General features: G+C 48.5%; 20 protein-coding genes and 2 tRNA genes. 10 read left to right on the top strand and 12 right to left on the bottom strand.

What is annotated here, in order from left to right; genetic code table 11:
* Positions 1-122: 122 nt before the first annotated feature.
* A complete protein-coding gene (locus VF399_04140) occupies positions 123-305 on the bottom strand; it encodes a hypothetical protein (protein HEX7319531.1) in 183 nt (60 codons plus the stop codon).
* A 189-nt stretch (positions 306-494) separates the two neighbouring features.
* Between VF399_04140 and VF399_04135 the strand changes: the two genes are divergently transcribed.
* From VF399_04135 to lepB, 3 genes are all read left to right on the top strand, one after another.
* Complete coding sequence (locus VF399_04135) at positions 495-1,598, top strand: fibronectin type III domain-containing protein (protein HEX7319530.1); 1,104 nt, start codon at positions 495-497, stop codon at positions 1,596-1,598.
* Positions 1,531-2,838 (top strand): T9SS type A sorting domain-containing protein, encoded by a 1,308-nt coding sequence (locus tag VF399_04130; GenBank protein ID HEX7319529.1) that lies wholly within the window; start codon positions 1,531-1,533, stop codon positions 2,836-2,838. The genes VF399_04135 and VF399_04130 overlap by 68 nt, the downstream gene beginning before the upstream one ends.
* 289 nt (positions 2,839-3,127) lie before the next feature.
* On the top strand, positions 3,128-3,829 hold the full coding sequence (gene lepB / locus VF399_04125; protein HEX7319528.1) for a signal peptidase I: 702 nt from the start codon (positions 3,128-3,130) through the stop codon (positions 3,827-3,829).
* Between the two features lie 89 nt (positions 3,830-3,918).
* On the opposite strand, the gene VF399_04120 is transcribed toward lepB, so the two are convergent.
* The 4 genes from VF399_04120 to VF399_04105 form a co-directional block, all read right to left on the bottom strand.
* Positions 3,919-4,299, bottom strand: a complete 381-nt coding sequence (locus VF399_04120; GenBank protein ID HEX7319527.1) for an FmdB family zinc ribbon protein — start codon at positions 4,297-4,299, stop codon at positions 3,919-3,921.
* Between the two features lie 76 nt (positions 4,300-4,375).
* On the bottom strand, positions 4,376-6,004 hold the full coding sequence (gene groL, locus VF399_04115) for a chaperonin GroEL (protein ID HEX7319526.1): 1,629 nt from the start codon (positions 6,002-6,004) through the stop codon (positions 4,376-4,378).
* A gap of 14 nt (positions 6,005-6,018) precedes the next feature.
* Complete coding sequence (locus tag VF399_04110) at positions 6,019-6,318, bottom strand: co-chaperone GroES (GenBank protein ID HEX7319525.1); 300 nt, start codon at positions 6,316-6,318, stop codon at positions 6,019-6,021.
* Positions 6,319-6,486: 168 nt separating this feature from the next.
* Positions 6,487-6,560 (bottom strand) — tRNA-Val (locus tag VF399_04105).
* A 571-nt stretch (positions 6,561-7,131) separates the two neighbouring features.
* On the opposite strand from VF399_04105, the gene VF399_04100 reads away from it, so the two are divergent.
* The 4 genes from VF399_04100 (at position 7,132) to VF399_04085 (ending at position 15,736) form a co-directional block, all read left to right on the top strand.
* Entirely contained in the window at positions 7,132-8,307 is a 1,176-nt protein-coding gene (locus tag VF399_04100) for a TolC family protein (protein ID HEX7319524.1), read from the top strand.
* 28 nt (positions 8,308-8,335) lie between these two features.
* Complete coding sequence (locus tag VF399_04095; GenBank protein ID HEX7319523.1) at positions 8,336-9,418, top strand: efflux RND transporter periplasmic adaptor subunit; 1,083 nt, start codon at positions 8,336-8,338, stop codon at positions 9,416-9,418.
* 62 nt (positions 9,419-9,480) lie between these two features.
* Positions 9,481-12,579: a CusA/CzcA family heavy metal efflux RND transporter gene (locus VF399_04090; protein ID HEX7319522.1), complete on the top strand. Its 3,099-nt coding sequence runs from the start codon at positions 9,481-9,483 to the stop codon at positions 12,577-12,579.
* A gap of 385 nt (positions 12,580-12,964) precedes the next feature.
* Complete coding sequence (locus VF399_04085) at positions 12,965-15,736, top strand: T9SS type A sorting domain-containing protein (protein HEX7319521.1); 2,772 nt, start codon at positions 12,965-12,967, stop codon at positions 15,734-15,736.
* Positions 15,737-15,822: 86 nt separating this feature from the next.
* Here VF399_04085 and VF399_04080 read toward each other — a convergent pair whose 3' ends face one another.
* The 4 genes from VF399_04080 to VF399_04065 all read right to left on the bottom strand — a co-directional run bounded on the left by VF399_04080 (position 15,823) and on the right by VF399_04065 (position 18,707).
* Positions 15,823-16,428: a GTPase domain-containing protein gene (locus tag VF399_04080; GenBank protein ID HEX7319520.1), complete on the bottom strand. Its 606-nt coding sequence runs from the start codon at positions 16,426-16,428 to the stop codon at positions 15,823-15,825.
* Entirely contained in the window at positions 16,416-17,942 is a 1,527-nt protein-coding gene (locus VF399_04075; protein ID HEX7319519.1) for a DHH family phosphoesterase, read from the bottom strand. The genes VF399_04080 and VF399_04075 overlap by 13 nt, the downstream gene beginning before the upstream one ends.
* Positions 17,939-18,358 (bottom strand): hypothetical protein, encoded by a 420-nt coding sequence (locus VF399_04070; protein ID HEX7319518.1) that lies wholly within the window; start codon positions 18,356-18,358, stop codon positions 17,939-17,941. The genes VF399_04075 and VF399_04070 overlap by 4 nt, the downstream gene beginning before the upstream one ends.
* 275 nt (positions 18,359-18,633) lie before the next feature.
* A tRNA-Ile gene (locus tag VF399_04065) sits at positions 18,634-18,707 on the bottom strand.
* A 225-nt stretch (positions 18,708-18,932) separates the two neighbouring features.
* On the opposite strand from VF399_04065, the gene VF399_04060 reads away from it, so the two are divergent.
* Both VF399_04060 and VF399_04055 read left to right on the top strand, forming a co-directional pair.
* On the top strand, positions 18,933-21,770 hold the full coding sequence (locus VF399_04060; protein ID HEX7319517.1) for a tetratricopeptide repeat protein: 2,838 nt from the start codon (positions 18,933-18,935) through the stop codon (positions 21,768-21,770).
* Between the two features lie 30 nt (positions 21,771-21,800).
* A complete protein-coding gene (locus VF399_04055) occupies positions 21,801-22,694 on the top strand; it encodes a DUF4438 domain-containing protein (protein ID HEX7319516.1) in 894 nt (297 codons plus the stop codon).
* Between the two features lie 77 nt (positions 22,695-22,771).
* On the opposite strand, the gene VF399_04050 is transcribed toward VF399_04055, so the two are convergent.
* Positions 22,772-23,575, bottom strand: coding sequence for a transposase (locus VF399_04050; GenBank protein ID HEX7319515.1), 804 nt, complete (start codon positions 23,573-23,575; stop codon positions 22,772-22,774).
* A gap of 191 nt (positions 23,576-23,766) precedes the next feature.
* Complete coding sequence (locus VF399_04045) at positions 23,767-23,910, bottom strand: hypothetical protein (GenBank protein ID HEX7319514.1); 144 nt, start codon at positions 23,908-23,910, stop codon at positions 23,767-23,769.
* 368 nt (positions 23,911-24,278) lie between these two features.
* Here VF399_04045 and VF399_04040 point away from each other — a divergent pair, with 368 nt between their 5' ends.
* On the top strand, positions 24,279-24,662 hold the full coding sequence (locus tag VF399_04040) for a T9SS type A sorting domain-containing protein (protein ID HEX7319513.1): 384 nt from the start codon (positions 24,279-24,281) through the stop codon (positions 24,660-24,662).
* A gap of 573 nt (positions 24,663-25,235) precedes the next feature.
* Here VF399_04040 and VF399_04035 read toward each other — a convergent pair.
* On the bottom strand, positions 25,236-26,618 hold the full coding sequence (locus VF399_04035) for a T9SS type A sorting domain-containing protein (protein ID HEX7319512.1): 1,383 nt from the start codon (positions 26,616-26,618) through the stop codon (positions 25,236-25,238).
* Between the last annotated feature and the right edge of the window lie 223 nt (positions 26,619-26,841).

The following is a 26,841-nucleotide window of genomic DNA, read 5'->3' as shown; positions in this document are numbered from 1 at the left end:
GGATTCCTCGCCCTTTAACATCGCCAATACCACCCCAAGCTTTTCCTCGAGCGTCCAAATCTTGCGGTTCATCGTAAAACTCCTTTCCAAGCCCGCAAGTATACCTTATATTCATGTCCAAGTCAAACGGGGAGCATTCCGGTTATATGGCACAGGAAAATGTCCAGGGTTGGTACATGACTGAATGGCCCTATAACCATCTCGCTCGTATAAACCACATCGTATGGCTGCCAGACGAACCGGATCATACTTTTCAGCTTTATGACGGCTTGGGCGTTACGGCTGCTTTCCATACCGACTACCATTACGAAGTATCCGTGAGAACAAATGATGGCTTGATACAAGAAGTAGGCACGATTACAGTCTTCGCAAACGAATTGAACAATCTACATAGACAATACCCCTATGTAGCCCCACCATATAATCTGAGTGCAGTCGACTATGCTGATGATAACGGGCATAAAATCGCGGTCAGTTTTGACGGGGTGTCTAACATGTCTTATTATATCGGTCGCGCAACTAACTCAGAAGGACCGTATACCTGCATACATGGTGGTTCTCTCAACCCCGGCACATATTACGATGTACACGTGCAGGACGAAGAAGAATATTTTTATAAAGTGCTTAGGGTTGATGCGGATGTGTATGGCTATTACCCATCGACTTTTGTCGGTCCGGTCTCCGCGGTCTCAGTCAACGACAACGCCCCTGATCCAATTCCCGATCCTGATCAAGATGATGGCAATTACGACGTGAATACTGAAACGGTGAATATGTCTTGGGATCCCCCTAATCTAGGCACCAATCCCGATGTTGCCGGTTATTGGGTTTGCCCGATCTTTCCTGATGACCCGCCCCGTTCACTAATCATCCATGCCTCGCCCATTGACCGTACGACTTTCCGCGCACCGCTTCCTTATGGACAATATCAAGGTGACGAAGTCATCTACTATATTGCTGCTATGGATTATTCCGGCAATATCGGTCCGTGGTCCCAGCCAATTTCCATCGTGGTAGGAACCTATATCGCGCTCAGCACCTCGGCTGAAGCCACTGCCTCTAATAACGGCCAAAAATTCATTCGGATCGTCGACACTAACGAACTCTGGCTGACATACGCATCCGACGGCTTTATTTATGCCGCCAAATCGACGGATGAAGGTGCGACCTGGACCATAAAGCAGCTGGGACGGGGGTTTTATACGGCTATTAGCTGTAATTCTATAGCCGAAACCCCGCGACCGTCCGTAGTCTGGCAGTTCGAGGATGCCGGTATCCATTACATCTATTTTTCACGCTATCTGGGCAACGACGGCTGGACCACGGCGCAGATGATCCAGGCTGGCGCATCTGGAACGACTTTTGGTCCACCTTCGTTCGCCGATCGGCATCTGCGATACGGGTCATGTCGTGTATGCTGCGACCTTGGGAGGATCTCCAACCGTCAAGTACACGAAATTCTACCTCTTCAACCCGATGCCCTCGATTCCTCAAGATGTAGGCACCGGCCAGCACCCTTCAATTGCTTACATGAACAGCACGGGCAAACCGCCAATCCATGTTGCCTGGGAAAACAGATCGACAATCAATTCAATTAAATACCGCACGCGGACGTCAGCCGGTTGGGGATTGACCGAGACACCGTCCGGCACCCAACCCGCCAAACAACCAATGCTGGAAACAGTCGGCAATAATGCCTATATCGCCTGGGCAGAGGATGCAACATCCGGTGACATTTACTGGCGGTACAAGGTCTACACCGGCTTATTCGGCACCTGGATGGGGGTCAAGCGGGTCAATAACACGCCCGTGGCTTCGACCTATCCGGTGCTTACCGGTGGTTATTCCTGCGCATGGGTTGAACAAATCACTGACGCCTTTGATGTCTATTACTCGCATTATGATGCCCTGATGGGAACCTGGTCAACACCGGTGAACATCAGTACCCAAGCCAAGGAAGAAACCTTTTCCAATTACCCTCACATCACGCATAAACAAACCCTGGATAGCACCAGGATCTATTTTGCCTGGACCGAAGACATAGATTCACCCCATCCGATCAAATACAAAACCTATGATCAAAGCGGCGGAAAAGGAACCAGCGACTTTGCCCTGCCCTATTATGTCGCCTATTGCGGCGAAGAAGATCCCTCGCCATTCAACCGCAAGCGCGATGGATATGTCCAGTATGGCAACGAACCCTGCAAAAGAATCGATAAGGCAAATGCCAACGGTTTCCTGGAATACCAGTTTGAAACCCTGGATCCCGACCGCATCTACGATCTCACGGCTTATCTGTATCAGCGCGGATCAGCAAACCTAACATTGAGCGCAAAAATAGACAATATACTAATTGGTACGATTACCCTGCCGCCCGATACCGTTGTTAAACTCAATCATCTCATTCCGGCAGCCCTGTATGCCGATAACACCGTCAATCTCAAGATCTACGGCAATAATAACCAGGCAGTCAGCGCGATATTAACACTGCATGAATTCGAAAAGAATGATTCTACTGGTTATAAACAGGCAAATGGCAATGGACCGCAAGGCAACGAATCAAAACCGCTGACTGGTTATCAGCTTTCTCTATCTGTACAACCCACGCATACGGCAAGTAATATCTCTATACGGTATACGCTACCGCAAAAAGGACCGGCAAAGATATCGCTCTACGATGTATCCGGCAGATTAGTGAAGCAGTTGGTTGATAAAACTCTGAATCCAGGCACATATGATTATGACTATGATACCGGTGATCTTTCCCGTGGAGTGTATTTTGTGCGGTTGGAGACGTCCAACCATACCCTCGTACAAAAAGCGATCGTGGTGAAATAAGCGCTTAGTAAAAGATAAGCAAGGACACTTCTCCTCCCATCCTTTATGAAAAGGATGGGAGGATTGTTTCATTGTAATCCACAAGGTACGGTAATCCTAGATTCTTCTTATTCGACTATCGCTCAGGGTAAACTTACTTCTCGCCGCGTGAAACCCAGAAAGACATGGGGCGGAGAGAGATTGCTTCGTCGTTCCTTCGGAACTCCTCGCAATGACAGAGAAAAGCGGGATACCTCGTAATGACAAAAAATATCTTGACTTCGGTGCCTTTTCCGCTATAATGCAACCGATGGGCGACAAGATCAAGAGAGAAATATACTCCTGGGGCATGGTGATCCTGGTCGTGCTGGTGCTCCGAGCGATCTTCGTGGAAGCCTATGTTATCCCCACGCCGTCCATGGAAAAAACTCTCCTGATCGGCGACGCGCTCCTGGTCAACCGTTTCGTGTATGGGGTCAAAGTGCCTTACACGCAGATCCCGCTTATCCCGGGCCGCATGCCGAACCGAGGCGAGATCATCGTATTCAAGTATCCGTTCGAGAACCGCGATTTCGTTAAAAGGTGCGTGGCGGTCGAGGGCGATACTGTCCAGGTCATCAACAAGGTGCTCTATATCAACGGCAAAGCCGTCCAGGAAAAACACGTCTACTTCCGGGATCCGGTCGTGTATCCGGGACCTTCGGCCGACCATGCTTCATACCAGAAACTATGGCAGGAAGCTAAGCTTGCTGATGTCTATAAGGTCTATATCCGGGATAATTTCGGGCCTGTTGTCGTGCCCAAGGATCATGTTTTCGCCATGGGCGATAACCGGGACAATTCGCTGGATTCCAGGTTCTGGGGGCCCCTGCATGTCAAATACCTCAAAGGTACGCCGCTCTTTATCTATTTTTCGTTCGACCCCGGTCATGAAGCGTCAAATATCTTCGAGATCCTGAAATTCTGGACCTGGAAATCTATCAGGTTAAATAGGATCGGCAGGGTCGTGTAGAAAAAAATGAGGATCAGAGGATATGAGGTTATGAAGCTATGAAATTAAATAGTGGGGATGCGGGGATACGTGGTTATGTAGTTGACTGACTACGATTCTGATGCCTTGGCGGGTTTTGGCGCTGAGGCTTTTTCTTTCTTTACCCCGCCGGGATCTTTTGATGAAACCGGATCTTTCTTGCCTTCCCCGGGTTTTGAATGATTATCCTTTTTTTGTGACTCATGTGACACCGAATTTGTTTTTTTGTAGTCAGTAGCATAGAACCCGCTGCCCTTGAAGATCAGACCTGAACCGCCCGAGATCAGCCTGCGCAATATACCGCCGCATACCGGGCATTTGATCAACGGTTTATCCGTCATCTTCTGTAGTTCCTCGAGGTGGTGATGGCACTTCGTGCATTCGTATTCGTAGGTGGGCATTTCTTTTAAGAAAAGGAGCGGAGGAGCAGGGATGCAGGGATGACAAAACATTCCCGTTCATCCCTGCTTCTCTTCACCCTTTCATCTCAGCTTGTCTTCACCCCTGCTTCTCTGCATCTTTAGCTTCTTAGTACTCTCCGCCGTATCCGCCGCCGGGCGGCATCTGCGGCGTTTTTTCTTCTTCTGGCTTTTCCACGACCACAGCTTCGGTCGTTACCAGTAAGCCGGCGATACTCGCCGCGTTTTGCAGAGCCGAACGGGTTACTTTGGTCGGATCGATAATACCGGCCGCGGTCAGATCTTCGAATTTCTCGCTCATGACGTTAAAGCCGACATTGCCTTTTTCCTTCTTGGTCTGTTCCACGATGACCGACCCTTCTTTGCCGGCATTCATTGCCAGTATTCTTACCGGTTCTTCCAGTGCTTTCCTTATAATCTCGACGCCGATCTGCTGGTCGCCTTCGAGTTTGAGCTTGTCCAGGTCTGGCAGGCAGCGGATCAAAGCCACGCCGCCGCCGGGCACAATGCCTTCCTCAGCCGCGGCCTTTGTCGCGTGCAGGGCGTCCTCGACCCGAGCTTTCTTTTCTTTCATCTCGATTTCGGTCGCGGCGCCGACATTCAGCACGGCTACGCCTCCGGCGAGCTTTGCCAGCCGTTCCTGGAGTTTTTCCTTGTCGTAATCGGATTTTGTTTCTCCGATCTCAGCGCGGATCTGCTGGATACGCGCCTGGATATCGGCTTTTTTGCCTTCACCTTCAACGATCGTGGTATTTTCCTTGTCGATCGTGATCCGCTTTGCCTGACCAAGATCCGACATCTGTACGTTCTCCAGCTTGATGCCGATGTCTTCGGAAATGAGCTTGCCGCTCGTAAGAACCCCGATGTCTTCCAGCATCGCGCGCCGCCGGTCGCCGTAGCCCGGCGCCTTCACGGCGCAGCACTGCAGGGTGCCGCGGATCTTATTCACGACCAGTGTCGCCAGGGCTTCGCCCTCGACTTCCTCGGCAATGATCAGGATCGGTTTGCCTTTCTGCGCGATCTTTTCAAGGATCGGCAGGAGATCCTTCATGGCGCTGATCTTTTTCTCGTAGATCAATATATAAGCGTCTTCCATCGAGCAGATCATTTTTTCCGGGTTTGTGATAAAATACGGCGAGAGATAACCGCGGTCGAACTGCATGCCTTCGACGACATCCACGGTGGTTTCAGTGCCCTTGGCTTCCTCAACCGTGATCACGCCATCCTTGCCGACCTTTTCCATGGCTTCAGCGATACGCTTGCCGATAACCTCGTCGTTGTTCGCTGAGATCGCCGCGATCTGGAAGATCTCCTTGTTATCAGTGACTTTAGTCGACATCTTTTTCAGACTTTCAACTACGACCTCGACCGCGCGGTCGATGCCTTTCTTGACTTCCATCGAGTTGGCGCCGGCGGTCACGGTCTTCAACCCCTCGCGATAGATCGCTTCAGCCAGGATCGTGGCGGTCGTCGTGCCGTCACCGGCAACATCAGAAGTCTTGGATGCAACTTCCTTGACCATCTGGGCGCCGACGTTCTCGAATCGATCCTCAAGATCGATCTCCTTGGCAACCGTTACGCCGTCTTTGGTGATCGTTGGCGCGCCGAATTTTTTCTCCAGCACGACGTTGCGACCTTTGGGACCCAGTGTGACCTTCACGGTATCGGATAATATTCTCACGCCTTTCAATATGGACCGGCGTGCCTCTTCGTCAAACTTGATAAGTTTTGCTGCCATTTTCGCTCCTTTGATTATTTCTCTTTTTCCTTCTGGATAATACCCAGGACCTCTTCCTCGCGGATGATAATATATTCGATATTATCGAGCTTAACCTCAGTGCCCGAATATTTGCCGAAGAGAATCGTGTCGCCTTTTTTCACGTCCATAGAAATGCGCGTTCCCTTTTCATCTCTGCGACCGTCACCGACTTCGATCACCTTGCCCTGCTGTGGCTTTTCTTTCGCCGTATCGGGGATAATGATACCGCTCTTCTTCACTTCCTCTTCAAGCCTCTCAACAAGGATATGATCATGTAGTGGTTTTATTTTCATGTTACCTCCTCTTCTCATTTTCTCATTGCCCTTTATCAGGTCTAATATGCCTGTTATTTTATTTTTATTCGTGGAATCCTGCTGATTCCAGATTCTATCTGAATCTTAACATATAAAAATAAGGGCGTATTTACCACTATTTCCGACAACATCCAATTTAAAAACACGTGGGCGAAACCCGACTTGAACGGGTGACCTTCTGCTTGTAAGGCAGACGCTCTCGCCAGCTGAGCTATTCGCCCTTTAGACATCATATTATACACAAAAGTTTAGCAATGTCAAGGGAAAAGCAACGATACTACAAGAACGAGACCCCTTGCTTTTTCTGAAAATAAGGATATAATGAAGGGTACCAATATATTAAAGAATGGATCAAAACCGGTTTCTGGTACAAACGCAGGGGGAGAAACCGCTAAATGGATACCCCTATGTCATCGGTATGTGTGATGTGAATATAGAGAAACTACGTAACCTTTTACAGTTTGAAAGTGTCTAACTAATAATTAGAGAAATATATTAAAACAGCTATTGATCGTCCTGGAAGTATATTTGGTTAACCGATGATTTATTAGTGTATTTTTGAGATTATCGGTAATTATGCCTCGTTAGCGTCTCTGCTTCGCCAAAAATACCCACACTCCCTCCTGTGGGTTAAGAAGTAGATGACCACCTAACGGGGCGCCAATTGAGTCCCGTTAGAGGACCGTGGCCCTCTAACGGGACTTTTTCGTTCAACATTGATACCGTAACTTTTCTCCCAAATACCTTGTCTTAATATTGATGGGAAAACTATTATCAGGCATCCTGGTCAGAATGATATTACTTTCAAGCATTGGCTTGGTCCTGAATGGTATGCCGCTTGATTCATTGATCCAGAAATTACGGAATGCCAATCCTGAACTGATCGCGGCGAAATCAAGGTATGAAGCATTGCATCAGAAAACGACGCTCTTCTACGACATCCCTGATCCCTGGGTTGCCGCGCAGTTCTCAAGCGACATGATCATGTATTCAGTATCGCAGGAACTGCCTTTCCCCAGTAAACCGGCGTATCTGCGCCGCTATAATATCACCGAAACCCAACGCACTCACGAATCCTACCGGGAGGTTGAACAAAAGCTGATCGTAGAACTCAAGCGCTCGATCATCAATTACCGGCTCATCGAGAAGAACATCTTATCAATGAAGGAAATCACGGCCTATCTTGCCCAGGTCCGTTCGATCGCAAAGCGGCAGTACCCTTTAAAAAAAATGCCATTGGCTGATGTTTTGAGGATACAGGTTGAACTCAGTCATAAGGATATCGAGCTCGAAAATCTAGTCAACGAGCGATCCCAGGCAGCTAGAGTATTCAACTCCCTGTTCAACCAACCCATGGATACGGTGATCTCGGACATCCCGGAGATCAGGCTCTGGACGAAAATACCGGAGGCCGCTGACCTGATCCAGGCCGCCAGGGACAGTAACCCTGAACTCAGAGCCATGTCAGCGGCTAGAAAAAATGCTGAAATCATGGGTTCACTGGCTGCACAGGAATATCTGCCCGACCTGATGTTTAAATATGAACACGGGCGCGATGACCAGGGCATGACCGCCAACCGATATATGATCGGCATCACCCTGCCGTTATGGTTTTGGTCAAAACAGAACCGCATGGTAAAATTCTCAGCGTATGAACGAAAAACGGCTGATGCCGACTATACGGCGGCGGAAAACACCCTGATCCTGATGGTCACTGATCTGACCTACAAGCTGCAGCGCCTGCAACGGACCATGCTGCTTTACGAAACCACGGTTCTGCCGCAATCCCAAGCCGCGCTTGACGCGTCGATCGCTGCGTTCGCCTCGAGCCAGACCGGTCTGCTTGAAGTTTTGGAAAGCGAGAAGATGTACGTTGAGAACATGTTTGAATACAACCAGATCAGCGCTGACTTTTCTACAGCGCAGGCGGAGCTTGAGCAGGTGATCAGTACGGCTCTGCCGCAATAAAAATAAAGATGCACTTAAAGGAGGTACGATGAGAACAGTAACAAAGAAAAACCTTGCCGGGATCTTGATCTTTGCCGGCGTTTTTCTGCTCGCCATCGCGATCAGCTGCACGAATAATCCAAAAAATACCGTGCCGTCGGAGAACGCCGTCAAACCCGACACATCCCAGGGCACGGATGATACAATACTATACTGGACGTGTTCCATGCACCCGACCGTGCGGTCGGACAAACCGGGTGACTGTCCTATATGTGGAATGGATCTTATCCCGGTCCGCAAGAAAGACCAGGGGAGTATCATCATTGATACTCAAACGACCGCTAAACTCGGGATCAAGACTGCTCCGGTCGAGATCCGTGATATCGACGCGGACCTGCATTTGCAAGGCCGGGTCGCGAACGATCAGGAACTTTTTATCGCGCAGCAAGAATATCTTTCCGCGGTTTCAGTACCAGGGGATCTGACGCACTCAGCCCAGCTCAAGCTGTTCCTCATGGGGATGAGCGAACCGCAGATACAAAAACTGAGGGATCGCGGGACACCTGATGAAGCGCTGATCTCCCCTTCACCCAACCGCGCCTGGATATATGCCCAGGTATATGAAGCCGACATCGGTTCGATACGACCAGGTCAGAACGTCATGGTCACGTTCCCGGCGGCTTATCCCGGGTTATCAATAAATGGCGTTATCCGATCGGTCAGCCCGATCATTGATCCCGAAATCAGGTCAGTAACCGCGCGCATCGAGGTTATCAACCATCACCGTGAACTGCTGCTCGGCATGTATGCGGACGTGCATGTCACGGTAAAAGTGAGCCGCGGTTTGGTCGTGCCCGCGACTGCGGTCATTAATACGGGTGTGAGGAAACTGGTTTACCTGGAAACCGAGCCCGGCAGGTTCGTTCCCCGTACGGTTAAAACCGGTACCGTCACTGACGAACTTGTAGAGATCGTCGACGGTGTCAAACCCGGTGATCGCGTCGTCACCACCGGCAACTTCCTGCTTGATTCGCAGTCCACGCTGGCGGGCGGGCAGTCATTGATCTACGGAAACGCGGCCGATGTCGAGGACGAAATGCCGACCAGGACGGCACCAGCCCATCAGCATTAAAACGGCGTTGACTCGTAAGAGTTTTATGTTGGGAGTAAACTCGTGAGAGTATTATATCATCTATGATAGATCATATCATATCCTGGTGTCTGCGCAACCGGTTTATCATACTTGTAATAACCGGGTTCATCGTATTATGGGCACTTTTCGCGATCAACCGGATCCCGGTCGACGCCATCCCCGATATCGGAGAAAACCAGCAAATAGTCATCGCTGATTGGCCGGGCAGGAATGCCCGTTTGATCGAAGAGCAGGTGACTTATCCCCTGGCTGCCCAGCTGCAGGGCATACCCGGGGTTAAAACAATAAGGGCGTCCTCGGCCTTCGGGTTCGGCATGATCTACGTCGTGTTCCAGGACAACATCGATTTCTACTGGGCGCGCAGCCGCATTCTGGAAAAGCTGCAATACACCCGGGGAATATTGCCTTCCGGCGTGACACCGGTGCTTGGCCCTGACGCTACCGGACTCGGTCAGGTTTTCTGGTACACGGTGGAAGGCGACGGCTATGATCTTTCCCAGCTGCGCTCGATCCAGGACTGGTATATCCGCTACCAGCTGCAATCGGTTGACGGTGTTGCCGAAGTGGCGTCGGTCGGCGGTTTTGTCAAGCAGTACCAGATCGACATCGATCCCTACAAGCTCGCGGCGGTCGGGGTCAAACTCATGGATGTGTTCAACGCCGTGAAGAATTCCAATCTTGATGTCGGCGCGAAAGCGTACGAACAGGGAGGCATGGAATTCACGGTCCACGGCGTCGGATTCATCAAATCCCTTGATGATATAAAAAATATCGCGGTCATGGCGCATGGAGGTACACCGATCTATGTCAAAGACATCGCGACCGTGACCACGGGTCCGGAATTCAGACGGGGCGCGCTTGATAAAAACGGAAAAGAAACAGTGGGCGGCGCGGTGATAGTCCGTTACAAGGAAAATCCCCTCAAGGTCATCAACGAGGTAAAGAAGCGTATCCGCGAGATCGAACCGGGACTGCCCGCCGGTATCAAGATCGTGCCTTTTTACGATCGCACCGAACTTATCAAGCGTACCACCGACACGCTGCGCGACACGCTTATCCAGGAAATAGTGATCTGTATCCTGGTCGTGTTCCTTTTCCTGGGGCATATCCGTTCTGCCGTTATCATATCGGTCGGTCTGCCTGTCGCCGTGGGCATATCCTTCATTATTATGTATTATCTGCGGGTCGACGCCAACATTATGTCCTTAGGCGGCATCGCCATCGCGGTCGGCACCCTGGTCGACGCGGGGATCATCATGACCGAAAATATCCACCGGCACCTTGTGCAGGGCCAGAACCAGGTTCAAAAACCGCGCGCCGAGATCATCCTGGAAGCCGCCCATGAGGTGGGACCCGCGATCATCACCGGCATAATGAGCACGGTTATTTCTTTCGTGGCGGTATTCGCCCTGGAAAGCCAGGAAGGAAAACTGTTCAAACCGCTGGCTTACACCAAGACATTCGCGCTCATGGCGTCGATAGTCATCGCGGTCACCCTCACCGTCGTGTTGAGCTATTATCTCTTGCGGGGCAAGCTGAAGCCGGCCCAGGCCAGTCCGGTCAACCGTTTCATGCTGCATTACTATGAAAAGATTCTGCGCTGGGTCCTCGGACACCGCCTGATCTTTCTTTCCATCCCCGTTTTGATCGTGGCCGCCACCGTGATCATTACTCCCACGATCGGCACCGAATTCATGCCGCCTTTTGACGAAGGAACCATCCTGTTTATGCCCGTGGTCTCTCCAGCCGTGTCGCTCACCGAAGCGTTCAGGATAATGCAGATCCAGGACACGATCATCAAGTCTTTCCCTGAAGTCGAAAACGTGGTCGGCAAACTGGGTCGGGCAGAAACCGCCACTGACCCTGCGCCGATCGAGATGTTTGAAACGCTCATCAATCTCAAACCAAAGAAATATTGGCGTCCGGGCATGACCAAGGAAAAGCTGATCCATGACCTCGATGCCGCTCTGAAATTCCCCGGGGTCAGCAATATCTGGACCCAGCCGATAATCAATCGCATAGATATGCTAAGTACCGGCATCCGCACGCCTATTGGCGTGAAGATCTTCGGGTCTGACCTTGATACGCTGCAGAGCCTCGCGCAGGAGATCAAAGACATCATCCAGACGGTCAGGGGCGCGGAAGATCTGTATGCCGAAAAGATTACCGGCAAACCGTACCTGGAGATCGCGCCCCGGCGCGCGATGATCGCGCGATATAACCTGACCATGAAAGATGTCATGGATATCATTGAAATGGCGATCGGCGGCGAAAATCTGACCATCATTTACGAAGGCCGTGAGCGCTACCCCTTGCGCGTCAGGTTTTACCGCGAACTCAGGGACACGCCGGAAAAGATCAAAAGGATCTTGATCGCGACCCCGGATGGTCCCTATGTACCGCTGGGACAGATCGCGGATATCAGCATGACCGAGGGACCGGCAATGATAAATTCGGAAAATGGTATTTTGCGCGCTTATGTTCTCGTCAATGTGCGCCACCGCGACCTGGTCGGTTTTGTACGTGAAGCCAGCCGGACCGTCGCGGAAAAAATGAGCGGGCAGATCCCGACCGGTTACTCGATCCAGTGGTCGGGCCAGTATGAAAACCAGGTCAGAGCGCGTAACCGTATCTTCTTGCTCGTGCCCTTGAGCATCCTGATAATTTACCTGCTCAACTATTTGAATTTCAAATCACACCGCAAGTCGCTTACGATATTCCTTGCCGTACCCATAACGTTCTGCGGAGGTCTGCTCCTGCTTGCGCTTTACGGCTTCAACTTTTCCGTGGCGGTCTGGGTCGGGTTCATCGCGGTTTTCGGCATCTCTGACGACGACGGGATCCTGATCACGACATATTTGGACCAGGTATTCAAGCGGCGCAAACCGAAGACCAAAGAGGAGGTGATCGAAGCGACCGTGGAAGCGGGTAAAACCAGATTCAGACCGGCGTTCATGACCATGATCACGACGATCCTGGCGCTCTTGCCGATCTTTATTTTCGGCGGGACCGGCAAGGAAGTGATGCTGCCTATGGCCATACCGTCGTTCGGCGGCATGACCCTGGCATTGATCACGATCTTTATCGTGCCCGCGATATATTCGTGGTTTGAGGAAAGAAAGATTGGAAAATATCATTAGAAAGCGGAATTCCATTTCAAAAGATCACAACAACTCTTTAGCTGAGTCCTCTCCACTTTTATGATCTGTATATCAAATTTCTTTACAAAATTCTATTTGAATTCCACATGTTTTGTAGTGGCAGACCTTGGTCTGCGCATATACGGGATAGTCGAGTAAACTCGACCACTGCCTTTTGACAACATCAATATGCATTATCTGTTAATTGACGATCCGCACGTCGATTGTATGGCGTTTGACGTTCGTGGCGAAAAATGACATAAAAAAAGTGGGAAGGACTCAGACTCTTTAGTACTTGACAATTTTTAGTTATATCATATAATATATCAGTTATTTGGTTTTTTATCATTAATTTGTGGAAAACGAAAGTATCAAGGAGGTCATTGTGAATAGTACAAAAGACATGGCAACATGGATGCTAAAGATCTGTTGTTTATTAATCCTTGCCTTTTCAATCTCAACGCAAAAATCTCTTTTTGCTCAGAATAAACTAGATCCAATACAAAATAAATATAATATAATACACGCGGACATTTTAGATCAAATAAATAACGAGACAGAGCTCAATAGTTTGAGAACTGGGGAATTTCTCCTTGATACAAATATCGTTTATGTACCAGAGCCACATAACCAAGAGACTCCATCAATTGCCGCTGGTGGTTCGATTTATTTTATCGTGTGGCAAGACTCCCGTGATGGATCTTGTCCTTATATATACGGTGCCCGGGTCACGCTGGACGGTACAGTGCTGGATCCGACGGGTATACCTATTTCGACCGGAACTGGCGGGCATGGGTATTCACCCGCGGTTGCCTTTGACGGTACAAACTTCCTTATCGTCTGGTCCCAAGGTGATGGTGATATCCTTGCTGCCCGGGTCACACCTACTGGAGTTGTGCTTGATCCTACAGGTATCGGTATATCGACCGCTATGAATGAACAATATTTACCCTCAGTCGCCTTTGACGGCACCAACTACCTGGTTGTATGGCAGGATAGGCGCAGTGATTCTTTTGATATTTACGGCGCCCGGGTTACACCTACTGGAGTCGTGCTTGATCCAGTGGGCATTGCTATTTCGACTGCATTCTATGACCAATGGTCTCCGTCGGTCGCCTTTGATGGTACAAACTACCTTGTTGTGTGGGACAACTATGGTGACAGTCCTCTTGGCGACATTTATGGTGCTCGCGTAAACCAATCAGGCACGGTACTTGATACAATGGGCATCCCTATTTCGTATGGCGCAGGTGACCAAGATTTCCCCTCAGCCACCTTTGACGGTTCCAACTACCTGGTTGTGTGGCAAGACTCGCGGGCTGGCTCTTCTAAAGATATTTACGGTACCCGGGTCACACCAGCCGGTACTGTTCTTGACCCCACGGGCATACCCATTTCAACCGAAGCGAGTGGACAATATTCACCCTCGGTCGCCTTTGATGGCACCAACTATTTAGTCGTGTGGTTCGACTTTCGTAATCCTTGTGATATTTACGGTGCCCGGGTCACAACTACTGGAGTCGTGCTTGATCCTTCGGGCATCCTGCTCTCAAATGCGGTGAACAGTCAGTTGTATCCATCGGTCGCCTTTGACGGCACCAACTATCTGGTTGCATGGCAAGACTATCGAAGCGATTCTACTTTTGATGCTTACGGCACCCGGGTCACTCCAGACGGTACGGTGCTTGATCCGGCAGGTATCCCTATATCAACTATAGCGAACTACCAATGGTTTCCAAGCGTAGCCTTTGACGGTATTAACTATCTGGTCGTGTGGCAGGACTTGCGGGGTGGTTTTTATGATGGTATTTATGGCACCCGGGTCACATCGACTGGTATTGTGCTCGACCCAACCAGCATCACCATCTCTACTGCGACATCTACCCAATATTCACCCTCGGTCGCCTTTGACGGCACCAACTACTTTGTTGTATGGCAGGATGGGCGCAATGATTCTTCTTATTACGATATCTATGGCGCTCGAGTCACACCGACTGGTGTTGTGCTAGACTCGACGGGTATCCATATTTCAACCGAAGCGAGTGTACGTGGTTTACCCTCGGTCGCCTTTGATGGTGTCAACTACCTTGTTGTTTGGCTGGATGGACGCAATGTTTATTCTTGTGATATTTACGGTGCCCGGGTCACGCCAGCCGGGGCAGTACTTGATACAGCAGGTTTTATTATCTCGACTGCCGCATATGAACCTGGTTCACCCTCGGTCGCCTTTGACGGAACCAACTATTTAGTCGCGTGGTACGACTTTCGTAGTTCTTCTTATGACATTTACGGTGCCCGGGTCACAACTACTGGAGTCGTGCTTGATCCTGCAGGCATCGCTATCTCGACCGCGCTGGATGAACAATGTTCACCCTCAGTCGCCTTTGACGGCACCAACTATTTGGTCGTGTGGCATGACTTTCGTAGAGGTTCTTGGGATATTTACGGTGCCCGAGTCTCACTGGCCGGTGCTGTTCTTGACTCGGCGGGTATCCCTATTTCAACCGAAGCGAGTGAAGAATGTTCACCCTCGGTCGCCTTTGATGGTGCAAACTACCTGGTTATTTGGGAAGACTGGCGCAGTGGTCCTGGCAATATTTATAGCGATATATATGGTGCCCGGGTCAATCAATCTGGAGTGGTGGTTGATACATTTGTGGTCACCGCGCAGCCAGGAGATCAGCTCTCACCTTGCATTGCTGCAGGCTCAGCAGGACAGTTACTCACCGCTTACTCTTGCTTTACAGATTCTATTAACAACCATCCTGCCAACACCATGCGCATATGGGGTAAATTCTACCCGTTTACTACCATCGCAGAAAATAATGGATTCATGACTCAAGCTGTAATATATGGATTAGAGAGTTATCCAAATCCGTTCTTTAATCATACGACGATAAAACTCCATCCTCATACTTACCCTCCCCCATCTATGGAGAGGAAAAAGAAAGGTGAATGCAATGCACAAACGACGTTAAAAATCTACGACGCATACGGCCGATTAGTCAAATTTTTTAACAATTTAACCGATCAACAATTACAGGTGATTTGGTACGGTGACGATGATTCCGGACACACTCTGCCGGCTGGTATTTACTTCTGTCGATTTGAAGCTAATAGTTATAGGATATCGGAAAAAATTATTAAAATACGGTAGGTAAAATTCTTCCATCAATTGCTCATGTCTTATTGCTACATAAGAGAATTATCTAATTGTTACGGAAGTTGAATATCTGTATCCGGTTATTTTTCCGTCAGGTTGGGTATTGATTCCAGCTGTTTTAAAATAGTCAAGTGACAGATGGACTTGAGCGTGTCGAACACGCCCAGACCCCTCATGGCCACTGATTCAAAATAAGTGAAGCCGCCCTTGTTCAAATGAAGCTGGAGGTCGCCGATCGGCATGATATCGGGCAGATCGCGCTTGTTGTACTGGATCACCATGGGTATGTCCTTGATGGCCAGCCCATAGCCTTTGAGGTTGTCCATAAGGTTGTTATAGCTCTCGATATTCTCATCGAGCCGCTCTTCCTGCGAGTCCACGACAAAAACAAGACCGTCAACGCCCTTGAGCACGAGTTTGCGCGAAACATTGTAATATATCTGGCCCGGCACCGTGAACAGGTGAAAACGCAGTTTCCATCCCTTAACCGACCCCATATCCACCGGCAAAAAGTCGAAGAACAGGGTCTGATCAAGCTCGGTCGCTAAACTCATCATTTTGCCTTTACGATCCTGGGGGAACGCAGCGAAGATCGAACGCAGGTTCGTGGTTTTACCGCATAGACCCGTGCCGTAATACACGATCTTCAGGTTCAGTTCCTTGTTATTGTAATTTAAGTTTGACATGGTCCTTGATATATTATTTTTAATCTATTGTCTATTGTATACATATCAATGCCGTCAGTCAATAGCGGCGCGGGATTGTCTTCGCCGAACGGCAGCAAGGGCATCAATAAACCAACCTGCGGCTTGTCGATCGTCAGCACGGGAAGCTTGGGTATGACCGGTTCGCCCGAGTGCGCGTTCGTATAGCGGTCAGACTTTTCGATAAAAGCGTCAAGCATGTCTGCGTGCATACTAAAACCCGCAGCCCGCGCGTGCCCACCGAAGTCAATAAAACAGCTGCGGAGTTCATGTAACATCTGATACAGGTTAAGACCTGTCGTCCTCAATTCACCAAAACCTTTATTATCTCTTAATGATATGACGCAGGAAACGCGGCGGGAGTGATCGCGCAGCCGCGCGCTTACCGCTCCCAGGTAATGCACTCCGGTCGCCGGCAGGACCGATATCACGATCCCGGGGTAAAACTTGGCCGCGGCGAGGGCATCGTCAAAGATCCTGTCGATCGTGGCATGGCGCGCATCCTCACCAGCGCGTAGTTTGGTGGCGATCGTGCCGGTCTCGGCTGCTGTTTGGTTTGTGAACAGAGTGATGCCGGTTATCGGATCGCCCGTGGCGGCTGATGCCAGCATCGGCAGGATCACCGTGCAGATCGCCGGAAAATCGAACCGGTCGCCGCGCAGGCATTCAGCCCAGGATGCGTTTATCCGGTTGACGGCGTTCAAACCAGCGTGACACAGCACGCGGTTCTCCCCCGTCATGTTGACGCGATCCGCGATCGTTCCGATCATGGCTATCGCCAGGTACTCTGGCTTTGAGGCATAGAATTCCGGCGCGGTCAATCCGAGCATTTTATCATAAAGATACTGGCATAGTTTGAAGCTGACGCCGGCGCCCGCGAGCTCCCGGAAGGGGTATTTTGAATCCGGCCGTTTAGGATCGACGACCGGCACCGGAAAATCAGCCGCCCCGGTCTCGTGGTGATCGCAGATCACGAGCTTCATACCCAGTGCCAGCGTATTCCTGATATTATCGCTGGTGCTGATCCCAAAATCAGCAGTTATCACAAGACCCACACCCTGGTCACGGTATGTTCGTAAGACGTCGGGATTGATAATATAACCGTCTTTTTCCCGGTTCAATGGATATATATAAACGCGGTCCTGGAACGAACCCCGGTACAGATCACCCAGAGTTTTATAGAGAAGCGCGGCCGCGGTGTATCCGTCAGCGTCGTCATGGCAGTAGATCAGGATCATTTCCCGCCGCTGCACAGCCTCCATGATGACTGCGCACGCCGGATCAATGTCCGGTATGGTTGCGGGATCATGCAACTGTGCCAGATCAGGGAAAACGAATTGTTTCGCCTTTTGATACTCGGGAAAACGCTGAGCAATTATCAAAGCGAGCTCATATGGAACGGAAAAATCCTCCGCATATTTTCTAGCGAGAAGATCAACGGGAGCGTTACGATCGTTTAGATCGTCAATAGCATTTGGATCGTTAGTGGCGTTCAATTCGTTGTTGCGTTCTCCGTGAAGACTTTTTCCAGATATTCATTTATATCCTGATTCATGATAGCCCCGGCGGATTTAGGGTAATACAAAAATAAACCGCGAAAATTGTTTAAAAAAGTTTTGCGCTTGAATGGACTTAAAAGAACGCCGTTCTTTCCTTTATATAGCTTCTTGAATTCTTTCAATTTTCTTTTTTGTGCACCAAATACGGTCTTAATACTCACCGACTCGGCGTCGATCTCATACGTGGTCTTGAAGTAAAAAGAGTGCAGGGAAACGAATAAAAAAGCAAGACCGAGCGCCGCCAGCAGGGGTCCGTAAAAGATGAGGATGAATATCAAAAATGAGAAAATAAAGACCAGGCTGACGACAGTTTTGACGATGTTATCGTTTGCCGGATGAATAGACCAGGTCATAAAAGATCGTTAATGGTTATTCGGCATGGCCGCCCGTTTGGCAGATTGGATGTTGTTTTTTGGGTTTTTCAACAATCCTTGTTTTTTCCTTTCAACGATGCCCTAATACGATACGAGCAGCGATGCCCAATAACGACTTACCATGTTCCTTCTGCTTATCACATATCCCCTATCTTCAATAATCCTATTTCCCTTTCATAACTTCCTAACTTCTTACCTTCTCATTTTCTTCATAACTTCCCAGCTTCAAATCTTCATAGCTTCTATGTGGACAATGGGCCCGGCCCGACTTGAACGGGCGACCGGCTGATTATGAGTCAGCTGCTCTAACCAACTGAGCTACAGGCCCGAACCTGAACAAAACCAAAATCCTAAATCCGAATTTCTAAATCATAAACAAATTCCAAATCCTAAATTCTAGATTCTAAACAAACATGGTTTATAAAAACCATAATAACGATCCTAAAGATCCTAACGTTCTTTATTTTTTATTATATCCACGCATAACGTTTTGTCAAGAAAGCCCGCTTACAACCTCTTGATAATGCATTGTTTTTATATAAAATGTTGTCATATGCATGTCTTTCTCATTACCGACATCGAACAGTCGACGGAAAAATGGGAAAAATACCATGATATCATGGGCACGGTTCTGGCGCGCCACGACTCGATCCTGAAAGAGATCGTTGAAAAACACGGCGGTCGCGTGGTGAAGCATACCGGAGACGGCATATTCGCGGCCTTCGAAAATGGAACTCCGCTGGGATGCGCGCTCGATATCCAGCACCGCTTCGGCCACGAGAACTGGGGTGAGATCGGCGAACTACGCATCCGGATCGGCCTGAACGCAGGGACGGCCGAGGAACGTGGCGGCGATTATTTCGGACCGGCGATTAACCTCACGGCGCGGATCATGGAAGCGGCGTGGGGCGGGCAGATTCTGGTCACGGAGGTGATTAGGCAGAACTGCGCGATGCCCCTGGGCGCTTTCTTGAAAGACCACGGCGTACACCAGCTTTCAGGCCTGGAAGAACCACCGCATATCTTCGAACTGCAGCATCCTGACCTGCCGATAAAGGAATTCCCGTCCATCCATTCGCTAACCGCGCACCCGAATAACCTGCCGCTGCCGACAACTGTCTTTCTGGGCCGCGATGATGAATTGGCTCAGATCATCAAAGATCTTAAACAAAAGGAATGCCGGATCGTGAACATCGTCGGTCCGGGGGGTATCGGCAAGACCCGCCTGGCGATAGAAGCCGCAGCCTCGATCCTCAGCGATTTCCCGCAAGGCGTTTATTTCGTGCCCTTGACGTCGCTGGTCACCGGTTCCATACAATTCCTCGTTTTCACTATTGCGGATGCCTTGAAATTTTCCTTTTATTCAAAAGAAGACCCCAAAATACAGCTTATCAATTACCTGCGCGAGAAAACCATCCTGCTCGTGCTGGATAATTTCGAACACTTGGTGGGTGAAGCCGAGCTGATCGCCGAAATCGTGGAAGGCGCCCCGCAAATAAAATGCCTTGTTACGTCGCGCTCACGCCTGCAGCTCAAAGGTGAATACCTTTTCGAGCTCGGCGGGATGCCTTTTCCCGACGCCGAAAAAGTGGACGACGCCGAACAGTACTCAGCGATCAAACTTTTTATTCAAAGCGCACGTCGAATAAAGCCGGATTACATCCTCCTTCACGGTGACCGCACGGCGGTGGCGCGGATCTGCCAACTGGTCGAAGGATTGCCACTGGGGATCGAGCTGGCGGCATCTTGGGTCAGGGCACTGGCATGCTCGGAGATCGTACGGGAATTGGAAAAATCGCTTGGCTTCCTCTCATCACAACTCCAGGACACACCCAAGCGGCACCGGAGCCTGCGCGCCGTGTTCGACTACACGTGGGACCTCTTGTCCGCGAAGGAAAAGGGTGTGTTCAAACGCCTAGCCATATTTCAAGACGGGTTCCGCAGGGCGGCGGCCGAAAAGATAGCTGGCGCCTCTCTTAATGACCTCACTGCGCTCGCGGATAAATCGCTGGTCCGACGCAACCAGGCAGGAAGGTACGAAGTATTAAAAACAATAAAGCAGTTCGCCGCGGAAAAATTGGAGACCAACCCTCGGGAAAAAAGCGAAACCATGGCTCAGTTCTGCAAATTCTACGCCCAGCTGCTGGACGTGCCGGCCACGCCGGAGGACCAGGACAGAACCGCCTCACTTCAGGAGATGATTGCCGAAGAGATAGAGAACATTCGCGCCGCCTGGCGGTGGTCAGTGGAAAACAGCATGTTCGAGGAGATCGATAAAATGCTGCCGAAGGTCTATTCTTATTACGAAGGCCGCAGCTGGCTTCAGGAAGGCGTCAATGCATTCCAGAGCGCATTGGTTAAACTGGAAACAAAGGCTCATAACGACGAGAACGGCATCGTGATCAATCGGCTCCGCAGCCATCTGGGCGGTCTGCACCAACGGCTTTCCCAGTATGCTTTAGCTAAATTGCTTATCGAGAACAGTATCACTGCATTCAAACAACTGAACTGCCCAAAAGATATTTCTTTCGGCCTCAATGAACTCGGCATTATATCGTACAAGCAGGGGCAATACGAGGCGGCGCTGGAACACTACGCGGGCAGTAAAGCGATAAGAGAAAAGCTTGGCGAAAAGCACGGCCTGGCATCGACCATCAACAACCAGGCGATCGTGTATCTGGCATTGGGCAATCTCACCAAAGCCCGCGCTCTGCATGAACAGGCGCTTGCTCTCCGCACCCAGCTGAACGACCGCTACGGCATGGCATCTTCCATGAACAACCTGGCGAACGTCATCGTGAATTCCGGTCAATATGCCGAAGCCAAAGCTTTATATGAAAAAAGCCTGGCGATCCGGCAGGAGATCAAGGACCGGACCGGCATCGCCTCGTGCCTGAACAACCTGGGCTTGGTCTATGAAAAAATGGGCGATGATGCAAAAGCCCGCGGTTTATTTCTCGAAAGTCTGAAGCTCAAACAGGATATCGGTGACCTGACGAGTTCCGTTAATACCTATAGCAATCTTGCTTCGCTGGCATTGAAATTAGAGGCACTTGATGAAGCCAGCGGATATTTACTTAAAGGCCTTGAGATCTCGATGAAACTGATGGCCGTTCCAAGGATCATGGAGATACTGAAGGACGTTGCGATCCTATATCTTAAAAAGGGCGACAAGGAGGATGCTTTTTTAAGCACCGCTCTGATCCTGAGCCATCCGGCAAGCACCAGGGAAATAAGGATCAAAGTGCAGGACATGTTCAACCAGTTAAAAAATGAACTCTCTGCTGCCCGGATCGAGGAAAAGCTGAATCTGGTGACCGGCACAGAATTGAAGGGTATCATTAATTGTATTCTTATTGATCTGAAAGACCGTTTTGGTAATGGCAATTGAATAATATGTCTATTTTTGAGGAGGAACAGCATGCTTAGAACCAATGAAAAAAAATTGGTTATGATGTCGGTGCTGGGAAAAGTCGCCAACCCCGGTGGACCGCGGGGGCATAACGTCGATGCCGACGGTAAACCATTCCTGCTGCCCGGCACGGGTGGCATCGTCTACAATGTCAAGGTCGGTGACCCGGCTTTTGGCTGGGAGGCCGATCACATCGAACCCTGCGTATCAAGCATTCTTGATGAAAAAGAGCGCTATGACCGGCCTAACGCCGGGTACAATTTCTACGCGTGCATAGGCAACGAGGCGATAATAAAAACCGGCGACGCAAAAGGCAAGAAAGGAACTGTAACCGGCCACCATGGCGGCGCCGAACATGTCATGATCGATTTTCCTGACAGCACAATAGAAAAAATGAGCATCGAAGACAAGATCCTTATCCGCGGATACGGACAGGGGCTCAAACTGATCGATTATCCGGACATTATGTTCTACAACCTCGACCCCGGTTTGCTGCATAAAATGAGCATCAAGCCGTCAGGCAGGAAGGGCGAAAGAATCCGAGTCCCGGTCACCGCCAGGATCCCGGCGGAACTCATGGGATCAGGCACCGGTGCCATCATGATGGGCTCGGGCGATTACGACATCATGACCACGGACCGCAATTATATAAGGAAACACGGGTTTGACAAACTGCGGTTCGGTGATTTCGTCGCATTGATGGACCATGACAACCTTTACGGTCGTAGTTTCCGCGAAGGCGCGATAACGATCGGCATCGTCATCCACGGCGACTGCCGCTTTGCCGGCCACGGGCCGGGCGTATCCACGCTTTTGACCGCGACCAAACCCGTAATCGAACCGGTGATCGACAAAAACGCCAACATCGCGAAAGTCTTAAAGATCGGAAGGTTCAGAAAGTAGATTGAACCCATCTCCGCTGTCATTGCGAACGGAGCGAAGCAATCTCATCTTTATTATTGTATTATTTGCATTGCTTACTACTGGACGTTGTTTACTATTTTCGAAATTGCCATCCGGGACATACTAAATATTTGAGCAACCTGCGACGCTCTGATTTCATACTTCTCGAACAAAAGTTTTATTGCTTTATGACGCAGCCGACGTTCGGCTATCCCCTGCGGTTTCATTAATAACGAACGCTCAACCTTCAATTCCCGGCAAGCTAGATCTATGATTCGAGCCGGAGTAAGGACCTTAAATACCCGCTTTCCCCAATCAATTGGTCCATCATCATCGGTTAAGACAAACTCTTCATAGGCTTGCCGTGCAACTAACCAATTGTCCGCATTGCTACCGAATTGTTCTAAGATTACGTCTGGCTTTAAGAACTTGCTTTTTCCCAGACCCAAATAAACACGGTAACTTGTCCATTGATATTCCTTAGGATTGTCCACTAATTTCGCCTCGACTGCCTGCCGGTGGATATACCGCGTTAACCATTTGCCGTATAAGTCATTGACCACCAGCTTGTTGTTATAGCGCCCACCAAAGACATGGCCGATCCGTTTTGCATCTTTGTTGAAGTATTGGGCATAATCACCATGCAGTTTCATCATGAAATCGGAGATATGATTCAACCGGTCATATACGAACAGGTGAACATGCCATTCCATCAACGCATAGGCGATAATATCCAGATTGAATGATGTTGAATATTTATTAAGGAAATACAAGTACATGCGGTAGTGATCCGGTCCCTTAAATACAGCATGCCGGTCATTCCCCCAGGCATAAATATGATGATAGAGGTCTTCACCCCGTAAACGAACCTTAAAACTCATACCATTATCCTGATGGACATAGAAGCATTTAATATGCTTTCATTGGTGTATACAGAATTACTTATCATACTTTCAATAATATATAAATGATCTATCGAGTCAAGTCAAAAGTTTACAAAAATATCAATATTACTTATTAATATATGATAACTATTGAAATATCGGAAGATATGAGGTGTGAAAGTTTACAATTAATGGCAGCTGCCTTTTTGCCCGGTGATCGAACCGGTGATCGATAAAAACGCCAACATCGCGAAGGTCCTAAAGATCGGACGGTTCAGAAAGTAGAGCGTTTGTCTCATATACCGAAGATCGCTGGTTTCCCGCTTTTTCATCCCTCCCTCTGCCTGCCCCGTTAGATGCAAAGCATCTAATCGGGGTCATTGCGAGCAAACCTCGTGCGAAGCAATCTCATCTTTCTCCCTGTCATTGCGAGGAGCGCAGTATAGCCTGCCCCATACTTGATACGGGGAAGCAATCCCATCCTTCCATTTGTCATTGCGAGCAAGCCTCGTGCGAAGCAATCTCATCTTTTGTTAGTATCAAAGTCAAAAGTTTACAAAAATATCAACATTGCTTAATAGTATAAAATAACTATTGAAATATCGGAAGATTTAAGGTGTGAAAGTTTACAATTAATGGCAGCCGTTTTTTTCGCTTTTTTCTCAAAAAATTAGTGCCCTATAATTTTTATACCGACAGCATGATAAACATCAAGATTTATGGCAACAGGGCCGTCGGCAGCGCATTTGTCCTGCACCAATACGAGAGAGCGTCAGGCGGGAGTGGCGGTCCGCAAAGCCAGAATGCGATGCCGGTTGGCGCGAGTCAACCGATTATGACGATATATCCGACCACTGTGAGAAATAATTTTACAATTGAATTCAGTTTAGCAAATAAATCCCAAATTGCCATCGAGCTTTACGACATAACAGGTCGGTTAATAAAGGAATTATTTAAAAACGATATAACCGCTGGAAAACAACGCCTTGATTTTTCTGCATCCGATTTACCGACAGGCATTTACTTCATACAACTTAGCACAAATGGATTTCACTCGGTCGGAAAAATAATATCGATAAAATGATAAAAATTTTGTTTTTAAAAGCTGTATTTGTTATCGTATACACATGGCACAAATCGGACATGAGACTTTTCATTCCTCAAAAACTGCCGCTATTCCAGGGGTTTTGGGGTATCCGCAAAAGAGCGTCGGTCTCACATACCGAAGGTCGCTGGTTCAAGTCCAGTACCGCCCACTTCTATCTCGTGTCGCAGGTTCTAAAATAAGCGATCGTTATCGAGACTGGTTTCCCATTTCTACATATTTTTCTTTGACACGAGGAAATGGGATTTCCGTGCCGCAAAAGACGCGGCTGCTAACAAGTCCATTACCGCCCAGTAAAAACTGTTGTTTGATGCTAGATAATAGTGATTAGTTAAACGCTGACAGATTCAGCGTCTGCGCGATAGAGCGCGTTCTACACTGCATTTCATAGCATTTAATAATTTCATAAAAATATTTCCATTCTGACCCCTACCCTATTTGCTCACAATTTCCTTACGGTGGACTACGGTGCATTACTGTGTATTTCAGTCGCAACATGGCACAAATGAGGTGAAAAATACCGAAGGCCGAGTAGTTGTTATGATGATAAAGCTATCGAAGAATAATAAGTTTAATTGTTTTACTGAAGGACATGGTTTTCAATTCACAAAAATAGATTCCACTGCTCACATCATAGTTTTTTTCATCCCGACCATTCCAAGTTAAACTGTAACAACCATTCTGCAGGTGATCATTAATGAGTGTATTAACTAACCGTCCAGATATATCGTAAATATTCAAGCTGACTTTATGGTTTAAATCACCATCTATTACTGAACCAAATTGAAAGCGTATCTTCGTACTTACTTTAAATGGGTTTGGGGAACAAGACATTGCATATCGAACATTTCTAACAATATGATTATTTTCTTCGATTACCGTCGGAGTGCCATATATATAGTTTATCTCACGATAAGTGTAGTCATCATTAGTAGCAAGTCTTGATAAGTGGATTAAGCCACCATGACTTATGCGTAGAGCACCAGGTGCATATTGCGTAAGCGGTGGAACGAGCGCCGGCAAAGGGGTATAGTGCCATCCTGTTGAATCTTTGTAGGCGACAGTGTTATTATAAACAATATAAGGTTTGCCGAGAGAATCCATATCCAATGCCTTTTGAGCCCTAATGCCACCCACAGATTCCACCGTATCAATATACCAAATTAAACCATCATGCCAAGCATACTTCATCTGATAAGTATTTGGATCTTTGTAGGCGATTCCAACACGATCAGCAGTGTCTACTCTAATCGATGTCGTTCCCAAACTGACGGAGTTTATGGAATCCACTGACTCATAATACCAAGTACTGTCATTTTTTACAGCATGCATTACTCGGGCAATTCCCATGCCGGGATTATGCCAAAAATAACTAATGTGCGGATGGTTTCGAGCATCAATGTCAAGCGCACAGCAGTAACCTACCATACTGAAATTATAACCACTATCAATAATTTCTTTATGCCAAGTCAGTCCGTCGAAAAAAGCATAATAACCAGCATGATTGGGGTAATAATTAGTCCAACAGTCATATGCAATATGGGGTGAACCGGAAGAATCGACGGCTATTGAAATCCAGTCAAAACTATAGGATTGTCCATAAAGCCTGCTCTCAACGGTGTCTTTTAACCAACCCGTTGTATTTTTACATGCAACGATCAAATACCAGATTGAATCAATTTCATCATACGAACGATAAATACACCAAATGCGGTCCTTGTTATCAATCGCTAGATCAGCATCGTAAGTCTCTTCTGCATTTACTTCAAATGTATCAGCAACCCAATCTCCATTATTTTTATTATGTAGAATTAAATAAGACAATATTGGAGGAACAATGGTTCTGTCTTTAGATGTGAGAATATAGGGATTCCCTGATGAATCAACAGCTATTTTAGGCCAATCTATATTAGTCTCTGAAGTAACTACTTCCAAGGTCCATGCCGTACATAATGATAGAATCAGTAATATAATGAGAATCTCCTTATATAGGAGTGCAAACCTATTAATGTGGGTCTGTGTACTGGTTCAGCGGGAATCGGACAAAACAGGGGTCGGATTTAAGGTGGAAAATTGGTTATAATATTCCGACCGTTTGACCCTGGCCAGAGCCAGTTTTTCTGTTCGCCTCTGAATGATTTCCCCACGCTTGCCGTTT

Source organism: bacterium (genome assembly GCA_036382775.1).
In the GTDB taxonomy this organism is placed as follows: Bacteria; Hydrothermota; Tepidihabitantia; order SM23-42; family JAOAFX01; genus DASVHD01.
The sequence above is the reverse complement of the archived record's forward strand: the minus strand, read 5'-3'. Positions and strand labels throughout refer to the sequence as shown.